Source organism: Paenibacillus sp. B2(2019), assembly GCF_008370385.1.
Lineage (GTDB): Bacteria > Bacillota > Bacilli > Paenibacillales > Paenibacillaceae > Paenibacillus_AQ.
This window is the reverse complement of sequence record NZ_VTZR01000001.1, coordinates 22,916-46,197: the sequence shown is the minus strand read 5'-3', so window position 1 is coordinate 46,197 and position 23,282 is coordinate 22,916. Positions and strand designations below refer to the sequence as shown.

The window sequence follows — 23,282 nt, the reverse complement described above, 5'->3', positions numbered from 1 at the left end:
GTTATGAACCAACTGAGGCCTTTGCCCATACGATGGGGTAGAGGTGGTGGTTGTAATGAATTTAGGAGACTTGGTCGTTCGTAAATCTTATGGCGGAGATTTGACTTTTCGTGTAGATCATATTGTGCAGGACAGAGCCGTCATTAAAGGCACAGATTTCCGTCTGTTGGCGGATTCTCCTCTGAATGACTTGGTTCAAGTGCCTCCTACCCGAATTACGGAACGAGGACAGCAGGCACAGATTAAAGCGAATGAATCACTGACACAGCTGCGGAAAGACCGACAGGAGCAAAGTCAGCGGAGCGGGAGCGCTCTATCAGAAGGAGCATGGGCTCCATCGCCCAAGGAAGCTGCTTATTTTGAAGTACCGGGGAAAGTACTGCATCTGGATGGCGATCCAGCGTATTTGAATAAGAGCCTTAGCTTATACGAGCAATTGCGAATCCCTGCTGAAGGTCATCATGTTCATGAGTCCGCAATGGCTGACACTTTATACCGACTGCTGCCCCGCGTGCGTCCAGATATTGTGGTGATTACCGGTCATGACGGGGTGCTGAAGCAACAGCATACTTACGATCTTCACAGTCTGAGCAGCTATAAAAATTCGCAAAACTTCGTAGCTGCTATTAGGGTAGCTAGGGATTATGAGCGAAATTTTGATGCGTTGACGATTGTTGCAGGTGCTTGTCAGTCACATTTTGAGGCACTGCTGGGGGCAGGGGCGAACTTCGCCAGTTCTCCTGGACGGATATTGATCCATGCCTTAGACCCAGTTTATGTAGCGGCAAAATCGTCGTTCACGCCCATTAGGGATACGGTGAATCTGAGTGAGGTTTTGAACAACACCATTAGTGGTAATCAGGGAATCGGCGGTATTGAGACCCGTGGCAGCTTCCGTATTGGGATGCCGCGTCTGCAGAACCTGTCAGCACTAAAAGTGACACCTTCCGCAATTTAATCGACAGGCACTGGTCTATTTTCAAAGCTAATAGGTAATTTGGAGTGGCCGAATAAAGTAACGCGAAGAAAGGTTGAGCGATGAGCTTAACCCTTTTTTTATATAAGAAAGTATAAGTTTCACGCTATACATTATCCTTATATTCTCGCATAAACGCTAATCGTCCTTATAGGGACGCCAAAGGCGATTATGCTTGTGTGAAATGGTAGTTATCTTTAAAGATCGACAATGTTATTTTTCTTGCTTTGTGGTAAACCTATTACAGATAACAAGGCTATTAGTTCGCCTCTGATTCTCCGCAAAAAAATTCCGTTGACAACCAAATATTCATCATCTATAATTATTTATTTGCTTTGACAAACACCTGGGGAAGTTGTATAATGGACAAGAAAAGAGGTGGTCGTCAGGCAATGGCTAATAACGCGCTGTTGGAAATCAAACGCAGTCTCGAAGCTCACGTCGGTCATAAGATCACGTTGCGTGCAAACGGAGGTCGTCGTAAAACCGTAGAACGCACCGGTGTCCTGGAAGAAACGTACCCTTCTGTATTTATTGTCAAACTGGATCAGGAGCAGCAAACATTCAAGCGAGTCTCCTATAGCTATGCCGATATCCTTACTGAATCTGTGGAAATCACAGTATGTGAAGACGATGGGCAGATGCGGATTATGTATATTAAAGCTTAATGTTTCACGGGCAGCTTCCTTTGGAGGCTGTTTTTTATTTGTATCAGAAACGGTTGTCCTTCATAAAGGACGACCGTTTCTTTTTTGGCGGTTAATATTCAGTGAATGATCCTTGTTCTAAGCAAGCATACTAATCGAGCAATCGGTTTATCATTTTCTTTCATAAGGGAGGAATTTCGTAATGAGCCGCAGAAAACGAGGCATGATGTCGGAAGAACTAAAGACAGAGTTAGCCAAGGAGCTTGGTTTTTACGAAACTGTGGAACGTGAAGGCTGGGGAGGAATACGGGCGAAGGATGCAGGTAATATGGTAAAAAGAGCGATTCAGCTCGCTGAAGAGGCTGCCCGGAAATCTTAATCTTTAGCGTGTGAACAATTATTTAACGAAAAAGGGTGCGTCCAACTGGCGACACCCTTTTATTATTGGACTTCATTAGAAGTTTTTCATATAATATGTTAAGTTGTTTTTACGGGAAAAGCTGAAGGTGGGTGAACGCCTTGAAAATGTATGAGAAGGCACCAGCTAAAATTAATTTGATGCTGGATGTGCTGCACAAGCGTGCTGACGGTTTTCATGAGGTGGAAATGATTATGACCATGGTAGATCTAGCAGACCGTTTAGAGCTGTCTGAGCTGCCAAGGGATACTATTATAATATCAAGTCAAGCGGGTTATATTCCCCTAGATGAGAAGAACCTGGCCTTTCAAGCGGCTAGGCTTATTAAAGAGCGTTATAACGTGAAGAGTGGTGTACATATCCATCTGGATAAAAGAATACCTGTGGCAGCTGGCCTGGCTGGCGGCAGCAGTGATGCAGCGGCTACCCTACGTGGCCTGAACCGACTGTGGCGCCTAGGTATACCTGCGCAGGAGCTGCAGGAGCTTGGCGCTGAGCTTGGCTCAGATGTGCCTTTCTGCGTTACAGGTGGCACTGCCTTGGCAACAGGTCGTGGCGAGAAGCTGACGCCGATTAAGAATCCTCCGCAATGCTGGGTAGTATTGGCTAAGCCACCTATCAATGTATCGACTGCGGAAGTATACGGACGTGTGCGGAGCAATAATATAGCTGTTCATCCTTCGGCTCGAAAGATGCAGGACGCGATCGAAGCTGGAGATTTTGGGGGCGTGTGTAATCATCTGGGCAATGTGCTTGAGGACGTTACCCTAAAGCTGCATCCAGAGGTCCAGCAGCTCAAAGAGGCGATGGTTAAGCTCGGAGCAGACGGAGTGTTAATGTCCGGCAGCGGTCCTACAGTGTTCGGTTTAGTGTCCAAGCAGTCTAAAGTAGCAAGAATTTATAATGGACTGCGAGGGTTCTGCAAGGAAGTCTATGCAGTGAGATCACTCAATTAGTATGCTTCTCTTGTGTAAACCCGTACAAAAGTGATATATTTTTCATAAAATATTCGGTTTTGGCGAGGAGCATTCCGTGAAGAAATTAAAAAGAAGCCAACGTTTGGTAGACATGACTCAGTTTTTACTTGAGCGGCCACATGACCTACTGCCGCTGTCTATATTTGCCGATCGGTATGGAGCGGCTAAGTCCTCCATCAGTGAAGATTTGGCGATCATAAAAGAAGTATTTGAAGGTGAGGGTATTGGAGAGCTTCAGACCTTAGCCGGTGCAGCAGGTGGAGTACGTTATATTCCTGTGATGCCTAAAGAAATGGCGCTCTCTTTTGTTAAACGTTTATGTGTGCAGCTGGAACAGACAGATCGGATATTGCCTGGTGGTTATTTGTATATGTCGGACCTGCTTGGACTGCCATCTTTGATGGAGCAAGCAGGGAAGATCATCGCAACGGCCTTTTATGGATCGGAAATCGATGTGGTGATGACAGTAGAAACTAAAGGGATTCCGCTAGCCTATGCAACGGCAGCACAGCTCGGCTTGCCAGTAGTGCTGGTACGACGTGATCATCAGGTTACAGAAGGCTCAGCAGTAAGCATTAATTATGTATCTGGATCACATAAGAGCATACATACCATGTCTCTTTCTAGACGAGCACTCAAGGAGAAATCACGGGTACTCATTGTAGATGACTTCATGAAGGCAGGCGGGACCGTTCGAGGGATGGTTGATTTACTCGGTGAGTTCAATGCCGAAGTTGCTGGAGTGGGTGTGTTGGTCGAATCAGGTGCAGTAGAGACGGAAGAGCGTCTGTTGCATGACTATGTTTCTTTAGTGAAACTAAGCGAGGTAGACTCGAAAGAGCGGCGGATTTCCGCGCATCCGGGTAACTACTTTTCCTCTTGATAGATTGGCGTTTCTTTGTTTTCAAAAAGCGTGGAAATTGTCGAAAACGTAAGGGATATTAAGAAAATCACCCGATGCGTGTCGAAAACAACAGATCCTAAAAAATATATTTCTTTTTTAGGTATTTTATGGAATCAAAAAGAAGGAATTCGCTTTGCTGTGTGGAATTATACACCAAGTCTCTGATGGAAAAAGGTGGTGAACACACACATGCAAATTACGGATGTCAGACTCCGCCGCGTTAACTCTGAGGGGAGAATGAAAGCAATCGCATCCATTACAATCGATAACGAGTTTGTTGTTCATGACATTCGCGTCATCGATGGTAATAACGGGATGTTTGTTGCAATGCCCAGCAAGCGTACACCGGATGGCGAATTCCGCGATATCGCTCACCCGATCTCTTCGGGAACACGCGAGAAGATTCAATCCGCGGTTCTGGCCGAGTACGATCGCGCCGCTACTGAAGAAGAAGAAGAAGTTATTGAAGAGGGAGCTTAGGCTGCCTCGGAAGACGGCTACCTTTTGGGTGGCGTAGGATCCGCCGTTTTTGATAAGATCATACCGAATATACTTCATGACTTAAGCAGCTTGATCTTGCAAGAAAAGCTAGCGCTAGTGAAGGATTTGACGACATCTTCGAAAGGCAGCGATAAATGCTTTTCTAACATGGGGTTTATAGAAAAGAGAACCATGACTTCATGGTTCTCTTTTCTTTTTGCCCGGAATGAGATATATTCAGTAGTGAGTTCAAGAGTAGGAGGTTGGCATTCTTGAAAAGAATGGCTGTAGTTCTTGCCGCAGGTCAAGGCAAGCGAATGAAATCTAAATTATATAAGGTGCTGCACCCCGTTTGCGGTAAGCCAATGGTAGGGCACGTGCTTGATACAGTAGAAGCGACCGGATGCCAGCGCACCGTTGTTGTTGTTGGGCATGGCGCAGAGAAGGTTAAGGCCTATGTAGGGCAAAGTGCGGAATACGTGCTGCAGGAAACTCAGCTCGGTACTGGTCACGCTGTCAAACAAGCTAAGGATTTGCTCGGTGGTGAAGAAGGAACGACGATTGTTGCTTATGGTGACACTCCGCTTATTACATCGGAGACGCTGATAGGATTGATGGCTCTGCATGAGGAGCGTCAGGCGGCAGCGACTGTATTAACCGCAGTAATGGATGATCCATCTGGATTAGGACGGATTATACGTAGTGAAGATGGCGGCTTAATGAAGATCGTAGAACAGAAAGATTGTAATGCCGAACAGGCAGCTATTCATGAAATCAACACAGGAATTTATTGCTTTGATAACATCAAGTTATTTTCGGCTTTAGAGAAGGTTACTAACAGCAATAATCAACAGGAATATTATTTGACAGATGTTATCAGTATTCTGCGTGAGCAAGGTGATCTTGTTCTAGCATTCCAGACTGAGGATGCTAACGAGTCTATTGGTGTTAATGACCGTTTAGCTTTATCTGATGCGGAAGGTATTATGCGTCAACGTATCAACCGCAAACATATGCTGGGTGGCGTAACCATAATCGATCCTGCCTCCACATATATCGGAGCAGATGTAGTCATTGGGTCAGATACAACGATCTATCCAGGAACCATCTTGAAGGGTAAAACTGTAATCGGTGAGAACTGTGTGATCGGACCGGCAAGTGAAATCGAAGATTGTCAGATCATGGACGACGCGACGATTAAGCAGTCCGTATTGAATCAAGCACAAGTTGGCGCACGGACTACCGTTGGGCCTTTTGCCTATTTGCGTCCAGGTTCTATACTTGGAGAAGAAGTGAAGGTTGGAGATTTCGTCGAGATCAAGAATGCTACGATTGGTGACGGTTCTAAGGTGTCGCATCTTAGCTATATTGGCGACGCATCTGTGGGTAAGAATGTAAACGTCGGTTGCGGTGCGATTACTGTTAACTACGACGGGTATAATAAATTTACGACAACAATTGAAGACGATGCCTTTATCGGCAGTAACGTTAACCTTATTGCACCGGTTTCTGTGGGCAAGGGGGCTTTTGTTGTAGCTGGTTCGACAATTACGCGTTCCGTTTCAGAGAACGATCTGGCTGTTGCCAGAGTGCGGCAGGAGAATAAACCGGGATATGCAGAGAAGATCCGTTCCCGTGCAAAAGCGAAGAAAGACCACTCGAGTCCATCGTAAAGCGTTGCTAAGAAGCGCCGGACGGACTTATATTTCCGCGCCGGCGCCTTTGGAAAGCTAAATTCCGTCACGGAGGGTTTAAATTTTATGACTTATTGTGATTCCAAATTAAAGATTTTCACCTGTAACTCCAACCCAAAGCTTGCTAGTCAAATCGCTGATTACATCGGAATTCCGATGGGTGAATCGCATACTACAAGTTTTAGCGATGGAGAAATTCAGGTCAAGCTGTCAGAGAGCGTTCGGGGTTGTCATGTGTATATTGTTCAATCCACCTGCGGCCCGGTTAATGACAACCTAATGGAGCTTTTAGTTATGGTGGACGCACTCAAACGCGCCTCCGCAAAAAGCATCAATGTGGTTATTCCTTACTATGGTTACGCTCGTCAAGATCGGAAAGCTCGTTCCCGTGACCCTATTACGGCCAAGCTGGTAGCAAATTTGATTGAAAAAGCCGGCGCCCACCGTGTAATTACGATGGACCTCCATGCTATGCAGATTCAGGGATTCTTTGATATTCCAGTGGATCACTTGCTGGGAGTTCCCATCCTGGCTCAGTATTTCCGTTCCAAACAAATCGAGAACCCAGTTGTCGTATCGCCAGATCACGGCGGTGTAGTACGTGCAAGAAAGCTTGCTGATTTCCTGAACGCTCCGCTTGCAATTATAGACAAGCGTCGTCCAGAGCCGAATGTCAGCGAAGTCATGAACATTATCGGAAATATTGAAGGTAAAACAGCCATTCTGATCGATGATATTATCGATACTGCTGGAACCATTGTACTTGGTGCTAATGCTTTGATGGAAGGCGGCGTGAAGGAAGTATACGCTTGCTGTACACACCCAGTATTGTCTGGTCCTGCACATGAACGTCTGGAGAATTCTCCAATTAAAGAGATTATCGTGACAGATACGATTCCAATTCGCAGCGCGAACCCAACTTCTAAACTCAAAGTGTTGTCCGTGGCTCCACTTATGGGTGAGGCAATTATCCGCGTTCATGAAGAGTTGTCGATTAGTAAATTGTTTGAAATTGAATAAATATAATCAATAATAGCAAGCAAAAACGCCTTCGGCGTCCCAAAAGGACGGTAAGCGTTTATGCGAGAAATATAAGGATGATGTATAGCGTGAAACTTATACATTCTTATATTGTACAAAAGGGTTACACCTCCGCTCTCGGAGATGTAACCCTTATCGGCGTGATGCAGGTAGAAGCGCTAGCTTCAATACCCGGCGCGGGAGACGAAGGTGAATATGCTGCGGTTATAGAGTGTCCCTTGCAGCTCCACGAATCCTTCGTCCACTGCTGTCAATACACCAATGTCAATGTGCACGTCGCCTCTGTATATTTCCACAGGCACAGCATATTGGATATGGTACTGAAAATCGCGCTGATGTGTTAAGATTCCACTTTGATGTAGCATAGGTTATCACCTGTCTTCGGAGTATAATTTCGCTCTGGTTGCACAGAGATATGTAGATAAGATCTATTGTACCAAAAACGGACTTCTCTTGCCGGAGAGCCCGAATGGAAAGGAAAGGTTCGATAATGAAATGGATTGTCGGATTGGGAAATCCGGGAACACAATATGCGAAAACAAGGCATAATGTTGGTTTTATGGCATTGGATGAGCTTGCGGCTCAGAACGGGATTTCCTTCAACCAAAGCAAATGTAAATCCGTGATCGGTGAAGGGGTTATCGGGGGAGTCAAAACCGTATTGATTAAACCGATGACCTTTATGAATTTGTCCGGTGAGGCCGTTCGCGCTTATATGGATTATTACAAAGTTAAACTAGAAGATATGATCGTCGTCTACGATGATCTGGATACCGAAATCGGAAAAATTCGCTTGCGTTATCAAGGTAGTGCTGGTGGGCATAACGGAATTAAATCGATCATTCAGCATGTAGGTACACAAAGCTTTAATCGGGTACGCATGGGTATTTCTCGCCCTGAACCGGGTTTTGCAATAGTGGATTATGTTCTCTCTTCTTTTCCTAAAAAGGAAGGCGATCCTCTGAAGCAGATGATCCTTAATACTTGTGATGCACTGGAGTTCAGCTTACAGAATTCATTCGAACAGACGATGGCTAAATTCAATGGTTGATCTGTAAACTCTGTTGGTTATGAGGCTAAAGATGATGCTCCCCGGACATACTGAAGGTATATAGTACCTTCAGGAGGCATATAGATGGCAATAAACTATGTATGTAGGCACTGCAAGACATCTCTAGGCAGCATTAATAGAAGTGATGTAACAGAAATGCAGTTGGGCCTTCATTCCTTGACCCCTGCGGAGCGCAGAGATATAATAGCGTATAATTCAGAAGGTGAGATCACGGTAAAGGTGACTTGCGACTATTGCAAGGAGGCTTTAGAGCATAATCCGGAGCTTAGCCTGCTGACGAGTCCGCTTCAGTAGGTGATAGCGCCTGTCTCTATCGTCATCCGCAAGCCTTGGCGTTACAGCTGAGGCTTCTTTTCGATTCCAATCATAATAGGTGACGGTGGCTTTGGCTTCCGTTAGCCTGTTTAGTAAGAGAGGTGCGCCTGTTGTTACAAGGTATTATAGAAGCTTTTTCCAAGGATCCCGATTTCCAGTCTATCACCCAGGGTGTAGCTGCAGGTATGAAAGAGCAGCTCATATCGGGGCTTACAGGTTCAGCTAGACAGATCATGCTTGCAGCACTGCATGAAGAGACAGCTCGTCCCTTGCTTGTGGTGACTCATAATATGTTTTCGGCTCAGAAAATGGCCGATGATTTACAGGAAGCGCTTTCCCCGGAACGAGTATTGCTCTATCCTGCTAATGAACTTGTGGCTGCGGAAGCGGCTGTCTCAAGTCCAGAGACATTAGCCCAGCGTATTGATGTACTGACCAAATGTGCTCAGGGCTTCCGTGGTATTGTTGTAGTTCCCTACTCGGGAGTGCGCAGACTGCTCCCTGCACCAGAGGTTATGGCAGAGGCACAGGTTACGGTTTCTCAGGATGGAACGCTTGCTCTGGATGAATTCTTGATGTCCATGATCGAAATGGGTTATGAAAGAGTAGAGCGGGTTGAGAATCGCGGTGAACTGAGTGTAAGAGGTGGAATTATTGATTTTTATCCAATGACTTCTCCTTTGGCATATCGTGTTGAGTTATTTGATGATGAGGTTGATTCCATCAGAACTTTTGATCCAGTCGATCAGCGTTCTATTGATAAAGTACGAAGTGTGAAGATTACACCGGCTAAAGAGATTATAGCGAGCAGGTTTCGCCAGGAATCTGCTTCTGCTGAAGCATCGGTTATGCTGGAACGACAGCTCGAGAAAATGGCGGACCGGCAGGCTAAGTTGCGTCTAAAAGAAGAAATTGGACGCGAGCTAGAAATGCTGCGCGAAGGAACCTATTTTCCTGAAATCTATAAATATATCAGTCTTTTATACCCTGAACGCTCTCATTTATTTGATTACATGGCCCAGGATACGATTCTTATTCTCGATGAGCCGACAAGACTGCTTGAAACGGCGAAACAGCTCGAAAGAGATGAATCGGAATGGAACCTCCATCTGATGCAAAACGGCAAAACATTGCCGGATCTGGATCTCTCTGTCGAGACAGATGTTGTGATGTACAAACGTCCGTTCCAAAGCCTGTTTATGTCGATCTTTTTGCGCCAGGTCCCACACATTCAACCACAGAACATTCTTGGGTTTATTAGTCGTGGGATGCAGGATTTCCATGGTCAGATGAATGTGCTTAAATCGGAAATGGAGCGTTGGCAGAAGTCTGGTGTAAAGGTAATGATGCTTGCGAGCAGTGAAGAACGGATTGAACGTGTGCGCAGAGTCCTTTATGACTACGGCATTGATGAGCCAACGATCGTACAAGGAAACCTGGGTTCAGGCTTTGAGCTGCCTTCTATTCATTTAGCCGTTATCACTGAAGGAGAGATGTTCTCTCAGAAGCAGCGGAAGGCACGGAAGATCTCCAAAGGGATAGATAATGCTGAACGTATCAAGAGTTATACTGAGCTGAAAATTGGTGATTATGTTGTTCACCAGAACCATGGTATCGGTAAGTATATGGGGATCGGCACGCTGGAGGTCAGCGGTATTCATCGCGACTATATGCATATTTTATATGCGGGTGGCGATAAGCTCTCGGTTCCGATTGAGCAAATTGACTTGATTCAGAAATATGTCGGTTCAGAAGATAAAGAGCCGAAAGTATATAAATTAGGCGGTAATGAATGGACGCGGGTGACCAATAAGGTCCGCTCTTCCGTTCAGGATATTGCTGATGATCTAATTAAACTGTACGCTGAACGCCAAAGTGCAGCAGGGTATGGTTTTGAGAAGGACACACAGGAACAGCGTGAATTTGAAGAAATGTTCCCTTACGAGGAGACTCGGGATCAGCTTCGAGCGATTGAAGAGATTAAGAAGGATATGGAACAGAATCGTCCAATGGATCGGCTCCTTTGTGGAGACGTTGGATATGGTAAGACGGAGGTAGCTATACGAGCAGCCTTTAAATCAGCGATTGAAGGTAAACAGGTGGCTGTGCTGGTACCGACAACGATTCTAGCTCAGCAGCATTATGAGACCTTCCGGGAACGCTTCGCAAATTATCCGCTAAATATTCAAGTCCTAAGTCGTTTCCGCAGCCGTAAGGAGCAGAATGAGACGATTAAAGGCGTTCGGGCAGGAACGGTTGACGTGGTTATTGGTACCCACCGTTTGTTGTCTCAGGACCTTGTATTTAAGGACTTAGGTTTATTGATCGTGGATGAGGAACAGCGATTTGGCGTGACTCATAAAGAGAAGCTGAAGAAGTTAAAAACGAATGTAGATGTTCTTACCCTGACAGCAACTCCAATTCCTCGTACATTGCATATGTCGATGCTGGGAGTGCGTGATTTGTCTGTCATTGAGACGCCGCCGGAGAACCGTTTCCCCGTGCAGACTTATGTTGTTGAGCATAGTCAGACGCTTACGCGGGAAGCTGTAGAGCGTGAATTGGCTCGTGGCGGTCAAGTCTACTATCTCTATAATCGTGTGCAGGGCATTCAAGAAATGGCCGCTCAAATTTCTATGCTTGTTCCTGAGGCTCGGGTAGGCATCGGACATGGCCAAATGTCGGAAGCGGAGCTGGAGAAGACGATCCTTGATTTTCTTGATGGAGAGTACGATGTGCTGGTCAGCACAAGTATTATTGAGACGGGTGTAGATATTCCTAACGTAAATACACTTATTGTGCATGATGCGGATAAGATGGGTTTGTCTCAGCTCTATCAATTACGTGGACGTGTAGGCCGGTCCAACCGGATTGCGTACGCCTATTTTACCTACCAGCGGGACAAGGTTCTGACTGAAGTGGCAGAGAAGCGGCTGCAATCTATTAAGGAATTTACGGAACTGGGTTCTGGTTTCAAAATAGCGATGCGGGATTTATCTATTCGTGGTGCCGGTAACTTACTTGGTGCAGAACAGCATGGTTTTATTGCATCCGTAGGATTTGATCTATACTCACAAATGCTGGCGGAGGAGATCCGCAAGCGTAAGGTTACTGTGCTTGGAGAGGAAGATACCTCGTTCAAAGAGGGCAATACCGTCATTGATTTGTCGATTGACGCATATCTGCCATCCGAGTATATTTACGACAGTATTCAGAAAATTGAAATCTACAAAAAAGTTGCGGCAGTAACATCCTTCGATGATGCTTCTGAGCTTGAGGATGAGCTCTTGGATCGGTTCGGAGAATTGCCTGAAGCAGTTGTTAATCTATTAACTGTAGCTCGTCTAAAAGTGTATGGAAAAATGTATGGCATTGATTCCATGATCAGACGTGGTGATGATGTTACCCTGAATTTCTATGAGGGAAGTCTTGGTGCTCTGGATACGGCGAAACTCGCCAAAGTTGGAAATAGCTTCGAAAGACGTGTACAATTCGATAGAGATGCTAAAGCCAGTATCCGAGTAAAGTCGAAAGACTTAAGTGATAAACAGCTGCTTGACTTGCTTGAACAGTTTCTTAAGGAAGCTAAACAGTCTTTTAAATCGAAGGGAGAACTACACAATGTCGTTAAATAAAAAAAAATCATGGAAAGTACTGCTCGTTTCATTGGTAGCAGCGGTTTCCTTTTCTATGCTAGCAGCATGCGGTAGTAGTGCTGATGATAGCAAGGCAGTTGCGACTTATAAAGGTGGAACAATCACAGAGAAGGAATTTGCGATGGATCAAAAAATCATGAAATTCCTCTCCCCGCAGCAAGCGCAATATTTAGAGATTGAGGCGTTTAAGGAGTCTATTTTGAAGCAGGAAGTAGGCTTTGAATATTTGGCTTCCAAAGCAACGGATGAAGCGAAGAAGCAGGCGAAGAAAGAGGCTGATAGCCAAATCGCTGACTTGAAGAAAGCTCTGGGCGACACTTATAAGAAAACACTTAAAGACGCTGACGTTACAGAGGGCGATATCCATAGTTATATGGAGCGTGTGCTGACGGTTTATCAGGATATGCTGCTTAAAGTGACAGATGATCAGGTTGTCAAAGAATTTGAAGCTACAAAAGGTGACTTTACGGTAGCGACTTTGCGCCATGTGCTAATCGGTCTCACAGATGCTAACAACAAAGAGCGCACTAGTGAAGAAGCACTGAAAATCGCGAAGGAAGTTAAGGCAAAGCTGGACGGCGGAGCTGATTTTGCAGCAATCGCTAAGGAATACACTGACGATACAAGCTCTAAGGAAACAGGCGGAGAATATAAAGATAAAGCTGTAGGAACGTATGTAGACGAGTTTAAGAAGGCTGCTCAAACCTTGCCTTTGAATACCATTAGTGATCCTGTAGAGACTTCTTATGGTTACCACATTATCAAAGTGGAGTCCCGTACCGACAAAACCTTTGATCAGTTAACGGATGAACAAAAAGAAGGCATTAAGAGCTCCATTGTGTCCAAGAACCTAGAAGCGTTCATGGAGAAAGATCTGGAAGGCATTATTGAGAGCATCAATCTGCCGAAGAGCTCTGCTGCCGCAGATGAATCCGGAACAAAAAATAGCGGAACAGAAGCCACTACTGCGCCAAGCGCATCCCCAAGTGCTACAAAAGCTGCTGAATAAACATCGGTAAAAATGGACAAGCTTACCTTAGAAAAGCCATCCTCACTTAATGTGAAGATGGCTTTTTATTTCGAAGAAACATCTTCAGAACGGCCTTTATCTTGATGCAGATATTAATACATGTCAGCTTATGTATAAGGATCTGGGAAGAGATGAATACTATGGTCAGATATTACGATAAATCACTGGGATTATCCTTTCCCATAATGGACAGTAGTAAGACCATACTTCTTAAGAAAGCGGGGCACATGTGAAATGAAAGCTACTGGAATTGTTCGGCGTATTGATGATCTCGGACGAGTGGTTATTCCCAAAGAAATTAGACGTACTCTACGGATTAGAGAAGGCGACCCACTGGAAATTTTCGTCGATCGGGACGGTGAAGTCATACTCAAGAAATATTCCCCGATTGGCGAGCTTGGTGACTTTGCAAAAGAGTACGCGGAGTCCTTGTTCGAAGGTACTGGGCATATTACGATGATTGCTGATCGTGATACCTTTATTGCACTGGCTGGTGGCTCCAAGAAAGACTATTTGGAAAAACAAGTAGGAATTCTTTTGGAGAAGGTCATGGATAGTCGTAAGACTGTACTGGAAACCAACGAAGGCAGTTATGAAATCGCTAAAGATCATCCGGATTTGGTGTCCTCATATGTAGCCTCACCGATCATTTCCGGTGGAGATCCTATTGGTTGTGTAGTGATGGTAAGTAAGGATGATTCAGTGAAAATGTCGTCAATGGAAGTGAAAATGGCCGAAACCGCCGCCGCATTCCTTGGCAAGCAAATGGAGCAATAACCGTAATGTAGACCCCGCTTTCCTTTTGGTAAGATATACAAAGGGCAAACGGGGTTTTGTCGTTCTTACAAAACCGTTTCTACTTGTGGGTATACATACGTTATAATATAGAAATTCATCCCATTAAAGTTGTAGAAGCAGGTACTTTATGAAATCTAACTCACAAACATCACGATTGCTGCAAGGGGCATTTATTCTAAGTGCGGCAGCGATTATTTCAAAGCTTATAGGTACACTCCAAAAAATCCCGCTGCAAAATCTAGGCGGAGATGCGGTATTTGGTATATACAACACGGTTTATCCTTTGTACACGATGTTGTTGACGGTAGCGATGCTGGGTCTGCCAGCGGCCATATCCAAATTTGTCGCTGAAGCCTCTGCAGGAAGGCGGGATGACGAGGGTCGGCGGATTCTGCGGTTATCTACGATTATAACAGCCATAAGCGGTTTGGTTATCGGAGCAATCACCTATGCAGGTGCACCGATTATAGCTGGGTGGGTCGGAAACTCGCATGTGATGCCCGCTTTACGGACAAGTGCTTGGGGACTTGCGGTTGTTCCAATCATGTCAGCTCTTCGGGGTTATTTTCAGGGTCTTCATAATATGGTTCCGACGGCTGTGTCACAAATTGTTGAGCAGTTCGTACGTGTTACAGTAATGATTGTACTGCTCTTATACCTGACCTCACTGGGTGCAGGCGCTGAGAGCATTGCTGCTGGCGCATTGCTTGGCTCAGCCGGGGGAGGGGCAGCAGGGCTTGTGATTATGCTGCTATTTTTGCGACGTCATCGGCGGGTGTTAAGACAAGGGTCCCCTTTAGATGCTGCCGCTTCTGTCGAAAGTCAGGGTTTAAAGCTGCCCAATGCAGATAATGAGGGGCGTTCAAATCAACGGATTATGGGCGTTAAAGCAGGGGCCTTGCTGGCTTATGGAATTCCCGTGATGCTTGGCGCGCTGGCAATGCCTCTTATCGGTCTTGTAGATGTATTCACTGTACCTCGCTTGCTATCCTCTCTAGGAAGCGAAGTGGAGGCAATGACACAGTTTGGTATATACAATCGTGGTTTGCCACTAGTGCAGATTGTAACGATGATTGCCACTTCTTTGTCTGTCGTGTTTATACCAGCCTTAGCAGAGGCGAAGTACAAGGGAGACATGAAGCTGATCGAGAACCGTTGCAGCTTGTCGCTGCGTTGGTTCTGGCTGCTAGGGCTAGCAGCGTCAGCGGGCCTTGCAGTGCTTGCTGAGCCGATTAATATGGCTCTTTATGGCGACACCGCCGGTAGCAGCACTATGACTTGGCTGGCCTTAACCGCTGTTGGCGGTACGGTCAGCATCATCTCGGCTGCACTCCTGCAGGGCCTCGGCTACGTGCGCGCCCCGGCCCTGCACCTTTTGGCCGCCGCGCTGCTCAAGGCGGCCCTGAACCTGCTGCTGGTTCCGCAGCAGGGCATTACCGGCGCAGCCATCGCTGGCGTGGCCGCGCATTCGTTCGCAGCAGCGCTCAACGTGCTGCTGCTCTACCGCCAGGGCCATCTGCGGCTTCGCCTCGCAGATGCCCTGGCACGGCCCGCGCTGCTCACAGCGGGCCTGGCTCTTGCCGCTGCAGCCACCAGCTGGGGCGTGGACGCTGCGGCTACGGCCGCTGGCATCGGCGGCGGGCGCACTGCCAGCTTGGCGCAGAGCCTGCTCGGGGTGCTCGCAGGCTGCGCTGTCTTTGCCGTAGGGGCTATAGTCCTTCGGCTCCTTAGCGAGAGCGAGCTTCGCCAGCTTCCAGGCTTCGGCCCGTCCCTGGCGGACAAGCTGAAGAAGCTGCGCTTATTCCCTTAATCAACGTTTACATCACAATATAAAAATGCGGTCTGCTGAGACAGCCGCTTAAGAGGAGGAACAGACATGAGTGCAACATTAACGGTCGTCGGTCTGGGTTCAGGCAACCCTGATCGTTTGACGCTAGGAATTATAAAGAAGCTGAAGGCAGCATCCGTTGTCTATGTCCGCACAAAAGAGCATCCAGTCATGGCTGCCCTCTCCGAGCTTGAAATAACTTCCCAGTCCTTTGATGGATTGTATGAATCTTTATCTTCGTTTCCAGAGGTGTATGCAGCGATTACTTCAAAACTGATTGAAGAGGCTCAAGCAGCAGCAGACGGTACAGATATTGTTTACGCGGTTCCGGGTCATCCTATGGTTGCGGAATCAGCGGTATCGCAGTTGCGCGAGCGGTGTCCTGAGGAAGGCATTGAACTGCAAATATTGGGTGGGGAGAGCTTTCTCGACGAGGCGTTTGTTCGACTGGGGTTTGACCCCATTGAAGGGTTTCAGTTACTAGATGCTTCAGGCATTCGCAGTGCTCAGCTTCAGCCTGAACTACATACTCTGATTGGTCAGGTGTACGATAGCTTTACAGCCTCGGAGACAAAATTATGTTTGATGGAGCTGTACCCGCCTGAATATGAAGTTGTTGTGGGGCATGCACTCGGTGTCGAGAACGAAGAAAGTATTGTAAGAGTCCCACTGTACGAATTGGATCGACTCGACGGTTATGGCAACCTGTCGTTAGTTTATGTACCTGCGAATCGTGACGAGAATCTAAGAAATCGTACCTTTGCCCGTCTGCATGAGATTGTCGATATTCTTCGAAGCCCGGAAGGTTGTCCATGGGATCGGGAGCAGACACATGAATCCCTGCGCAAAAATTTAATCGAAGAAACCTATGAAGTCCTTGAAACGATTGATGAGGATGACCCCGATCATATGAAAGAGGAGCTGGGCGACCTTTTGCTGCAAATTATGCTTCACTCTCAAATGGAGGAGGAGCTTGGCATGTTCAACGTGTATGACGTCATTGAAGGGCTGAATGATAAGCTTATCTTCCGTCACCCTCACGTATTTGGGGATACCAATGCGAATGATGCCGAAGAAGCGCTGAAGAACTGGGAGGGCATGAAGGCAGAAGAGAAGCGGCGTAAAGGTGTGAAGCCAGAGGAATTATCCGTTCTTAGTGGTGTTCCGCGTGACCTGCCTGCTCTTATGAAGGCATACAAGCTTCAGAAAAAAGCATCCAAGGTGGGGTTTGACTGGGACAACGTTACGGATTGCATAGCCAAGATTCGTGAGGAGATCGATGAGCTGCAGGAGGCGATTGACACAGATGCTGCAACAGATGATCAAATTCTGGAACTTGGGGATTTGTTGTTTGCAGTTACGAATGTCGCTCGTTTTATCGGTGCAGATCCGGAAGAGGCATTAACCCGGACTAACCGCAAATTTGTGCGCCGGTTTCAATATATTGAGCAAAGCTTGCAGCGCAAGGGAACGAGCGTAAAGGATAGTAGTTTGGAAGAGATGGAAGAACTATGGCAAGAGGCTAAGGCTGAGGAGCGAAAAGTCTAGTAATTCACAGCCTCTTTACGGTATATGGACTCAAAAATGGGGCAATGCTGTGGATGTAGCTTTTATTTTCTGATTTAGAATGTGGTCAGTAGTTTAATAGTGCTATAGAATAGATTCTGCGACGATTTCTGAGAAATAACTGCTTCTTTTTTAAAAAAACGACGAATCGTGGCAGGATTTTAAGGTGACATCAAGAATAACATAAAGACGAAATGCGATTCGCCCCATATTATGGTGGTGATTCTCGTTTCATTTATTTTTTCGTATCCTAGGAGGAACTTTAAATTATGAACAAGACAGATTTGGTAAACAACATTTCCGAGAAAAACGGATTGGCAAAAAAAGATGTAGAAGCAGTATTGAACGGATTCTTGGGTGAGATTACAGAAGCTTTGGCAAAAGGTGATAAAGTCCAACTGATCGGTTTCGGAACTTTTGAAACTCGCAAACGTGCAGGACGTACTGGTCGCAACCCGCAAACGGGCACAACGATTGAAATTCCAGAATCGACTGTACCGGCTTTCAAAGCTGGTAACAAGCTTAAAGAAGCCGTTAACTAATGCGTCTTGACAAATTCCTGAAAGTGTCCCGTTTAATTAAGCGCCGTACAGTGGCCAAGGATGTGTCCGAACAAGGCCGGGTACTAATTAACGGGCGGGAATCTAAACCTAGTAGTGCAGTTAAGATCGGTGACGAGATTACTGTACAATTTGGACAAAAGCTTGTAACGGTCAAAGTAGAAAAGCTGGTCGAAACGACTCGCAAGGACGAGGCCGCTGGTATGTATACTCTAGTTCGGGAAGAGCCTGTTGCCAAAAGCAGCGGACTGGACTGGTAAGAGTAATAGAAGAAGGCATAACTTTACATTTTGTAGAGTTGTGCCTTCTTTTTTCTTTTTGTTTCTATTATTTTTAGTGGGACGGGATGTTCTATAACTTCTGCCTCTGCCATAGATTAGAGGTAAGAAGGAGGGGTACATGCTATGATCGAGCCAGGAAAGGTAAACAAACAGCATGATCTGCACATGCGCAGTCGGAAGCAGCTGGAGTTGACGGGCGTGCAAAATGTGGAGAGCTTCGACAGCGAGGAATTTTTGCTTCGTACAGAACTCGGCCATCTCACCATTCGCGGGAATCATTTACATATCAAAAATTTAAGTCTGGAGAACGGAATGTTGTCCTTAGAGGGCAATGTACATTCCCTGATTTATCTCGATCCCGGATCGCAGGGCAAAAATAAAGGTCTGCTCGGTAAGCTATTTAAATGAATCCTGCAGTCCAGTGGGTGACGCTGTTCTACATGATCATGGCCGGGCTGGCAATGGGACTGGCCTATGACAGCTACCGGGTGCTGTCGCTGAAGTTCAATTTTCCCAAATGGCTGAATGCCATGCTAGATCTACTGTATTGGCTTTGGGCCGCCTTGCTTGTTTTTCGTATGCTGTATGCCGGAAATCAAGGACAATTGCGGTTTTATGTCTTTCTAGGTTTGTTTCTAGGAGTATGGATCTATTTTTTAATCTTCAGTGTTACGGTGCGGCGTTTTGTGTTAAGGTTAATTCAATCGGTTCAGTATATGTGCAGGTTGCTGTGGAGACTTGTGGAGATCCTGATAGGTACACCTCTTCTCTGGCTTTGGCGATTTATTTTAGGGCTGCTAAAGCTACTAGGTCGTATTCTGCGGTTCATCTTTAAGCTTCTGCTGCGTCTGACCAAACCAATTTGGGTATTACCTGTTAGGTGGATCTCTCCACAGTTATCGCGGCTGACACATAGCGCCTGGATTGTGAAGATCACTGAATGGATTACCAAATGGCGGAAACGCTGACCTTGAATTAGGGGGTACGTTGCATGAACAGATTTACTGCGGAAGAGAAAAGTAATCATAGCAAAAATTCGGCCGCAGGCGCGAAGAGAAGAAGATTTATGTGGATTGTCTTTGTGGCAGTATTTTTTGGTTGGGCGGGTTATACTTACTTCGCTCAAAGTGCGGTCATTGCGGACAAGGGTGAGGAACTTGCAAAGAAACAGGAGACTAGTGAGGATGTCATGGCATCTTTAACTCAATTAAAATATGAATTATCCAGACTTAATGATGACGAGTATATTGGCCAATTAGCACGTAAATGGTACAATATCTATCCTCAAGGGGAAACTCCTATTCGAACAGAGCAATCAGAGCAATAATAGCGGCGAAAAGAGGCTTTTACTCTGTTGCCTTGCTTTGCTCTTTACTGTATAATCAAATCACCGCAGACAGGATGACCTTAATATTCGTCTGTATATTTTTAAGGGAGGATCATTTTATTCTATGGCAATTGAAGTGGGCACCAAGTTAGAAGGCAAAGTGACAGGCATCACGCATTTCGGAGCATTTGTGGATCTGTCAGGAGGTGTCACAGGTCTCGTTCACATCTCGGAAATCGCCGATAATTATGTCAAGGATGTTAACGATCATCTGAAGATTAGTGATGTAGTAACAGTCAAGGTGATCAACGTCGATAAGGACGGCAAGATCGGACTTTCCATTAAGCAGGCTGTTGACAAGCCAGCATCGGAAGTACGTCCGCCTAGAGCTCCAAGACCAGAACGTCCTAGCGGCGGAGACCGTTTCGGCGGTGGAGGCGGCAGTGGTGGAGGCGGCGGTGGATTCAATCGTGAACGGGGTGGGCGTCCATTTAAGCCTGCAGCCGGTAAACCTTCATTCGAGGATAAAATGTCGCGATTCCTGAAAGACAGCGAAGAACGGATATCTTCGATTAAGAAGAACACAGAAGGAAAGCGCGGAGGCCGTGGAGCTAAACGCGTATAATCCAATACCTGTACATCATAAATAACCGCAGGGGCATTTCGCCCTTGCGGTTTTTTTGTCATGTCATATAAAATTGCCGACAGCATCCATGTCATTCTCACATAACTCTAGGGCAATCGCTGACGAATAACCGCCGCGTCAGCGCGTGAAATTACGTTGTAAACAATCTTGAAACCAATCAACCTACCGTCCCGCAAGGGATAGAACCGCTTTTTTACAGATCATGAATGAAGGCTTTTTTGTCGGAAATTTCTTGTGTGTGTCCCTCCATTTCTGACAAACTTTCTCAATTCCCCGGTTATATAATGAGTACCATAAATTCTTAAACGGGTGGTGTAGGGGAATGAGTAAAAGCAACGTGGTAAATTTGCCAGAGTGGACAAGAGTGGGAAGTGAAGATAAGAAGCAGAGACAAGCATTGCGCACGCGTATTACAGCTTGGGGTCAGAAGCAGCGGTATGTTCAGCTAATAGCAGCGAAGAAATGGATGCTATTGCTCAGTTTCATGGGGTTTCTGCTGGGTAGAGCCATGATTCTGGACGAACTATCCCCTTTTGCTGTCGCATACTTTGCCGTCATTGTGTTTATGCGTCGCGACTCTATTCTACCTGTAGCTGCAGCCATTATAGCTGGAAGTCTCTTTACTCCATTCCCTGGAGCTTTGGTTACTACTGCTGAGCTGATTATTTTCTTTTTAGTTTATAAAGGCTTGGAAAGTTATGAACGAATAGATTTATCCTATGCACCACTTATGGTGTTCGTGTCTTCGTTTATGGTTGGCTTGTTCCAGATTGTTATTGGACCTTCTCTTTCTTGGTATCCGCTTATGATGACAACACTAGATGCTTTACTAGGTTTTGTGCTTACACTGGTGTTCATTCAAGCGCTGCCTTTACTAACCTATAAGCAAAAGAGTAGAGCGCTCAGGAACGAGGAGATTCTGTGCCTTATTATCTTACTTGCCTCAGTAATGACGGGCCTTGTGGGCTGGACCCTTAATGGTTTGTCTTTGGAGCATATATTGTCACGATATTTGATTCTACTCTTCGCCATGGCAGGGGGGGCTCCTCTTGGGGCTGCTGTTGGAGTGGTGACCGGATTGATTCTCAGTTTGGCGGACATTAGTGCTATCTATCAGATGAGCCTGCTTGCTTTTTCTGGAATGCTAGCGGGAATGATGCAGGGTGGTCGAAAAGGTGCAGTATCTATCGGGATGTTACTAGGATCCACGATCCTTTCCGTCTATTTTACGGGTCCGGGTGATATGATGGCCTCAACATGGGAAACCTGCGTAGCGGTAGTGCTATTTCTTATAACGCCTAAGGCGATGATATCTGCCATTGCTAAATATGTTCCTGGCACGTCAGATCATAGCCGATCTCAACACGAATATGCGCGAAGGGTCAGGGATTTAACGGCAGAACGGGTGACGCAATTCTCACAGGTATTCCAGCAGCTGTCGAGCAGCTTTGGGCAGATTCCACGTGCCGGAGAAGTAGGGAAGTCAGACCGTGAGATGGAGGATTTCATGAGTACGGTGACAGAGGGTGCCTGTGCAGGATGCATTCGGCGTTCCCACTGCTGGGATGCAAAATTCTATCAGACGTATAGATACATGACAGATATGATGACTACTGTTGAGGAATGCCCTGATATTACGGCAGCTCAGCTGCCTCCGGAATGGAGCCGGATTTGCGGTAAAACTGGCGAAGTGCTTGAAGTCATGAAAGGACAATATGATCTTTACCAACATGATATGCGATGGAAAAGACAAATATACGATAGTCGTCAATTTGTTGCCGAGCAGTTATCGGGCGTGTCACAGGTTATGGAGGACCTGGCGCGTGAAATAAAACGTGAGGGACAGGCAATGTATCGTCAGGAAGCTCAAATCCGTGAGACATTGGAGAAATTAGGGCTGTCTATTCATAGTATCGAAATCCTAAGTTTAGATCCTGGGCGTGTAGAAATAGAGGTGGTGCATGCCTATACTCGTGGTTTTGATGAATGCCGTAAAATGATCGCTCCGCTCCTTTCCGACATACTGGATGAGAATATTGCTGTCATGAGCGAGACGGCAGTCCATCCTCGGGAAGGATTGTCGATGGTTACCTTCGGTTCAGCCAAAGCCTTTGAGATAAACACAGGAGTGGCCGTTGTTTCTAAAGGAGGAGATATGTTATCTGGCGATAGCTTCAGTACCGTAGAGCTTGGAAACGGCACCTTTGCAGTATCCATTAGCGATGGAATGGGAAATGGTGAGCGGGCGAGAATGGAGAGTAGTGCCGCCCTCGGTATGTTAGAAAAGCTACTGCAATCCGGTATGGATGAGAAGCTGGCTGTAAAGTCGGTAAACTCTATTCTCTTATTACGTTCTCCTGACGAGTTCTACGCTACCGTTGACATGGCTTTGATCGATCAGTATTCCGCACAGACAACTTTTATGAAGATTGCTTCCGCACCGAGCTTTATCCGGAGGGGTAGTGAGGTCATTCCAATAACCTCTAGCAATCTGCCTATAGGAATCATTAAAGATATCGATGTGGATCTGATTAGCATGCAGCTTCGGGCCGGTGATATTTTGATTATGATGACGGATGGTATTTATGATGCGCCAGGATATGCCGTTAATAAGGAGATATGGATGAAACGGTTGATCCAAGAGCTTGAGGGGGATGATCCTCAAGATTTGGCGGATAGCCTGTTAGATAAGGTAATTCGTTATCAGGGCAATGAGATCCATGATGACATGACAATTGTCGTCAGTCGTGTAGATCATTTCCACCCAGAGTGGTCCAGCCTGCATATGCCTGGTGTCGGCCGAATGGAGCGTCCGCGTACGGTGAGTTAGATGGTTGGGCACGCGCGAAGCGTCGTGCTGCATGTTAAAGGTTTGAAGCACGGGCACAGTGCCGTGCTTGAATGGTAGTCGAGGCGAGTCTGTGATGTGTAACTCGCCGGCCTCTACTATTTACGTTTCAAAGGTTCGCTGACTTTGGAGCGTAATTTTTTAGATCTAAACTGTTTACTAGTGAAGGTACGGAACGGAGAGAAAGTTTGGAGCTGTAGAAGCGGAGCGTTCGCCTT

At 46.2% G+C, this 23,282-nt stretch carries 23 protein-coding genes; 22 read left to right on the top strand and 1 reads right to left on the bottom strand.

Annotated features, from left to right (window positions below):
- Positions 1–55 precede the first annotated feature (55 nt).
- The 8 genes from yabG to PAENI_RS00190 all read left to right on the top strand — a co-directional run bounded on the left by yabG (position 56) and on the right by PAENI_RS00190 (position 7,116).
- Entirely contained in the window at positions 56–958 is a 903-nt protein-coding gene (gene yabG, locus PAENI_RS00225; protein WP_042183835.1) for a sporulation peptidase YabG, read from the top strand.
- Positions 959–1,368: 410 nt separating this feature from the next.
- Positions 1,369–1,644 (top strand): biofilm formation stimulator Veg, encoded by a 276-nt coding sequence (veg, locus tag PAENI_RS00220; protein ID WP_019914493.1) that lies wholly within the window; start codon positions 1,369–1,371, stop codon positions 1,642–1,644.
- Positions 1,645–1,825: 181 nt separating this feature from the next.
- Positions 1,826–2,002 (top strand): small, acid-soluble spore protein, alpha/beta type, encoded by a 177-nt coding sequence (locus PAENI_RS00215; RefSeq protein WP_042183837.1) that lies wholly within the window; start codon positions 1,826–1,828, stop codon positions 2,000–2,002.
- A 140-nt stretch (positions 2,003–2,142) separates the two neighbouring features.
- Positions 2,143–2,997: a 4-(cytidine 5'-diphospho)-2-C-methyl-D-erythritol kinase gene (gene ispE / locus PAENI_RS00210; RefSeq protein WP_042183839.1), complete on the top strand. Its 855-nt coding sequence runs from the start codon at positions 2,143–2,145 to the stop codon at positions 2,995–2,997.
- Between the two features lie 76 nt (positions 2,998–3,073).
- Positions 3,074–3,901, top strand: coding sequence for a pur operon repressor (purR, locus tag PAENI_RS00205; protein ID WP_042183840.1), 828 nt, complete (start codon positions 3,074–3,076; stop codon positions 3,899–3,901).
- 210 nt (positions 3,902–4,111) lie between these two features.
- Positions 4,112–4,402 carry a septation regulator SpoVG gene (gene spoVG, locus PAENI_RS00200; protein WP_042123119.1) on the top strand — a complete coding sequence of 97 codons (291 nt, stop codon included), beginning with the start codon at positions 4,112–4,114 and terminating at the stop codon, positions 4,400–4,402.
- Positions 4,403–4,674: 272 nt separating this feature from the next.
- Complete coding sequence (glmU, locus tag PAENI_RS00195) at positions 4,675–6,075, top strand: bifunctional UDP-N-acetylglucosamine diphosphorylase/glucosamine-1-phosphate N-acetyltransferase GlmU (RefSeq protein ID WP_042183845.1); 1,401 nt, start codon at positions 4,675–4,677, stop codon at positions 6,073–6,075.
- A gap of 87 nt (positions 6,076–6,162) precedes the next feature.
- Positions 6,163–7,116: a ribose-phosphate diphosphokinase gene (locus tag PAENI_RS00190; RefSeq protein WP_036678796.1), complete on the top strand. Its 954-nt coding sequence runs from the start codon at positions 6,163–6,165 to the stop codon at positions 7,114–7,116.
- Positions 7,117–7,301: 185 nt separating this feature from the next.
- Here PAENI_RS00190 and PAENI_RS00185 read toward each other — a convergent pair whose 3' ends face one another.
- Entirely contained in the window at positions 7,302–7,502 is a 201-nt protein-coding gene (locus PAENI_RS00185) for a hypothetical protein (protein WP_042183847.1), read from the bottom strand.
- A 125-nt stretch (positions 7,503–7,627) separates the two neighbouring features.
- Here PAENI_RS00185 and pth point away from each other — a divergent pair, with 125 nt between their 5' ends.
- The 14 genes from pth to spoIIE all read left to right on the top strand — a co-directional run bounded on the left by pth (position 7,628) and on the right by spoIIE (position 23,046).
- The gene (gene pth, locus PAENI_RS00180; protein WP_042183849.1) at positions 7,628–8,188 is read left to right on the top strand and encodes an aminoacyl-tRNA hydrolase; all 561 of its coding nucleotides are present in this window, start codon (positions 7,628–7,630) and stop codon (positions 8,186–8,188) included.
- A gap of 84 nt (positions 8,189–8,272) precedes the next feature.
- Positions 8,273–8,503, top strand: a complete 231-nt coding sequence (gene fin / locus PAENI_RS00175) for an anti-sigma-F factor Fin (protein ID WP_042123127.1) — start codon at positions 8,273–8,275, stop codon at positions 8,501–8,503.
- A gap of 131 nt (positions 8,504–8,634) precedes the next feature.
- Complete coding sequence (mfd, locus tag PAENI_RS00170) at positions 8,635–12,159, top strand: transcription-repair coupling factor (RefSeq protein WP_149643866.1); 3,525 nt, start codon at positions 8,635–8,637, stop codon at positions 12,157–12,159.
- Positions 12,146–13,189 (top strand): peptidylprolyl isomerase, encoded by a 1,044-nt coding sequence (locus PAENI_RS00165; RefSeq protein ID WP_042183851.1) that lies wholly within the window; start codon positions 12,146–12,148, stop codon positions 13,187–13,189. Before mfd ends, PAENI_RS00165 begins: the two co-directional genes overlap by 14 nt.
- A 255-nt stretch (positions 13,190–13,444) precedes the next feature.
- The gene (spoVT, locus tag PAENI_RS00160) at positions 13,445–13,987 is read left to right on the top strand and encodes a stage V sporulation protein T (protein ID WP_076286877.1); all 543 of its coding nucleotides are present in this window, start codon (positions 13,445–13,447) and stop codon (positions 13,985–13,987) included.
- 148 nt (positions 13,988–14,135) lie between these two features.
- On the top strand, positions 14,136–15,818 hold the full coding sequence (locus tag PAENI_RS00155) for a putative polysaccharide biosynthesis protein (protein ID WP_149643865.1): 1,683 nt from the start codon (positions 14,136–14,138) through the stop codon (positions 15,816–15,818).
- A gap of 66 nt (positions 15,819–15,884) precedes the next feature.
- Complete coding sequence (gene yabN, locus PAENI_RS00150; protein WP_149643864.1) at positions 15,885–17,384, top strand: bifunctional methyltransferase/pyrophosphohydrolase YabN; 1,500 nt, start codon at positions 15,885–15,887, stop codon at positions 17,382–17,384.
- A 287-nt stretch (positions 17,385–17,671) separates the two neighbouring features.
- Positions 17,672–17,944 carry an HU family DNA-binding protein gene (locus tag PAENI_RS00145; protein ID WP_036678778.1) on the top strand — a complete coding sequence of 91 codons (273 nt, stop codon included), beginning with the start codon at positions 17,672–17,674 and terminating at the stop codon, positions 17,942–17,944.
- Complete coding sequence (locus tag PAENI_RS00140) at positions 17,944–18,222, top strand: RNA-binding S4 domain-containing protein (RefSeq protein WP_042183857.1); 279 nt, start codon at positions 17,944–17,946, stop codon at positions 18,220–18,222. The genes PAENI_RS00145 and PAENI_RS00140 overlap by 1 nt, the downstream gene beginning before the upstream one ends.
- A 144-nt stretch (positions 18,223–18,366) precedes the next feature.
- Positions 18,367–18,651: a sporulation protein YabP gene (yabP, locus tag PAENI_RS00135; RefSeq protein ID WP_042123140.1), complete on the top strand. Its 285-nt coding sequence runs from the start codon at positions 18,367–18,369 to the stop codon at positions 18,649–18,651.
- Positions 18,648–19,211: a spore cortex biosynthesis protein YabQ gene (gene yabQ / locus PAENI_RS00130; protein WP_076286874.1), complete on the top strand. Its 564-nt coding sequence runs from the start codon at positions 18,648–18,650 to the stop codon at positions 19,209–19,211. The genes yabP and yabQ overlap by 4 nt, the downstream gene beginning before the upstream one ends.
- Positions 19,212–19,234: 23 nt before the next feature.
- A complete protein-coding gene (locus PAENI_RS00125) occupies positions 19,235–19,570 on the top strand; it encodes an FtsB family cell division protein (RefSeq protein WP_042183861.1) in 336 nt (111 codons plus the stop codon).
- A gap of 124 nt (positions 19,571–19,694) precedes the next feature.
- Positions 19,695–20,195 (top strand): S1 domain-containing RNA-binding protein, encoded by a 501-nt coding sequence (locus tag PAENI_RS00120; protein ID WP_036678766.1) that lies wholly within the window; start codon positions 19,695–19,697, stop codon positions 20,193–20,195.
- A gap of 343 nt (positions 20,196–20,538) precedes the next feature.
- Complete coding sequence (gene spoIIE / locus PAENI_RS00115) at positions 20,539–23,046, top strand: stage II sporulation protein E (RefSeq protein ID WP_149643863.1); 2,508 nt, start codon at positions 20,539–20,541, stop codon at positions 23,044–23,046.
- Positions 23,047–23,282 lie beyond the last annotated feature (236 nt).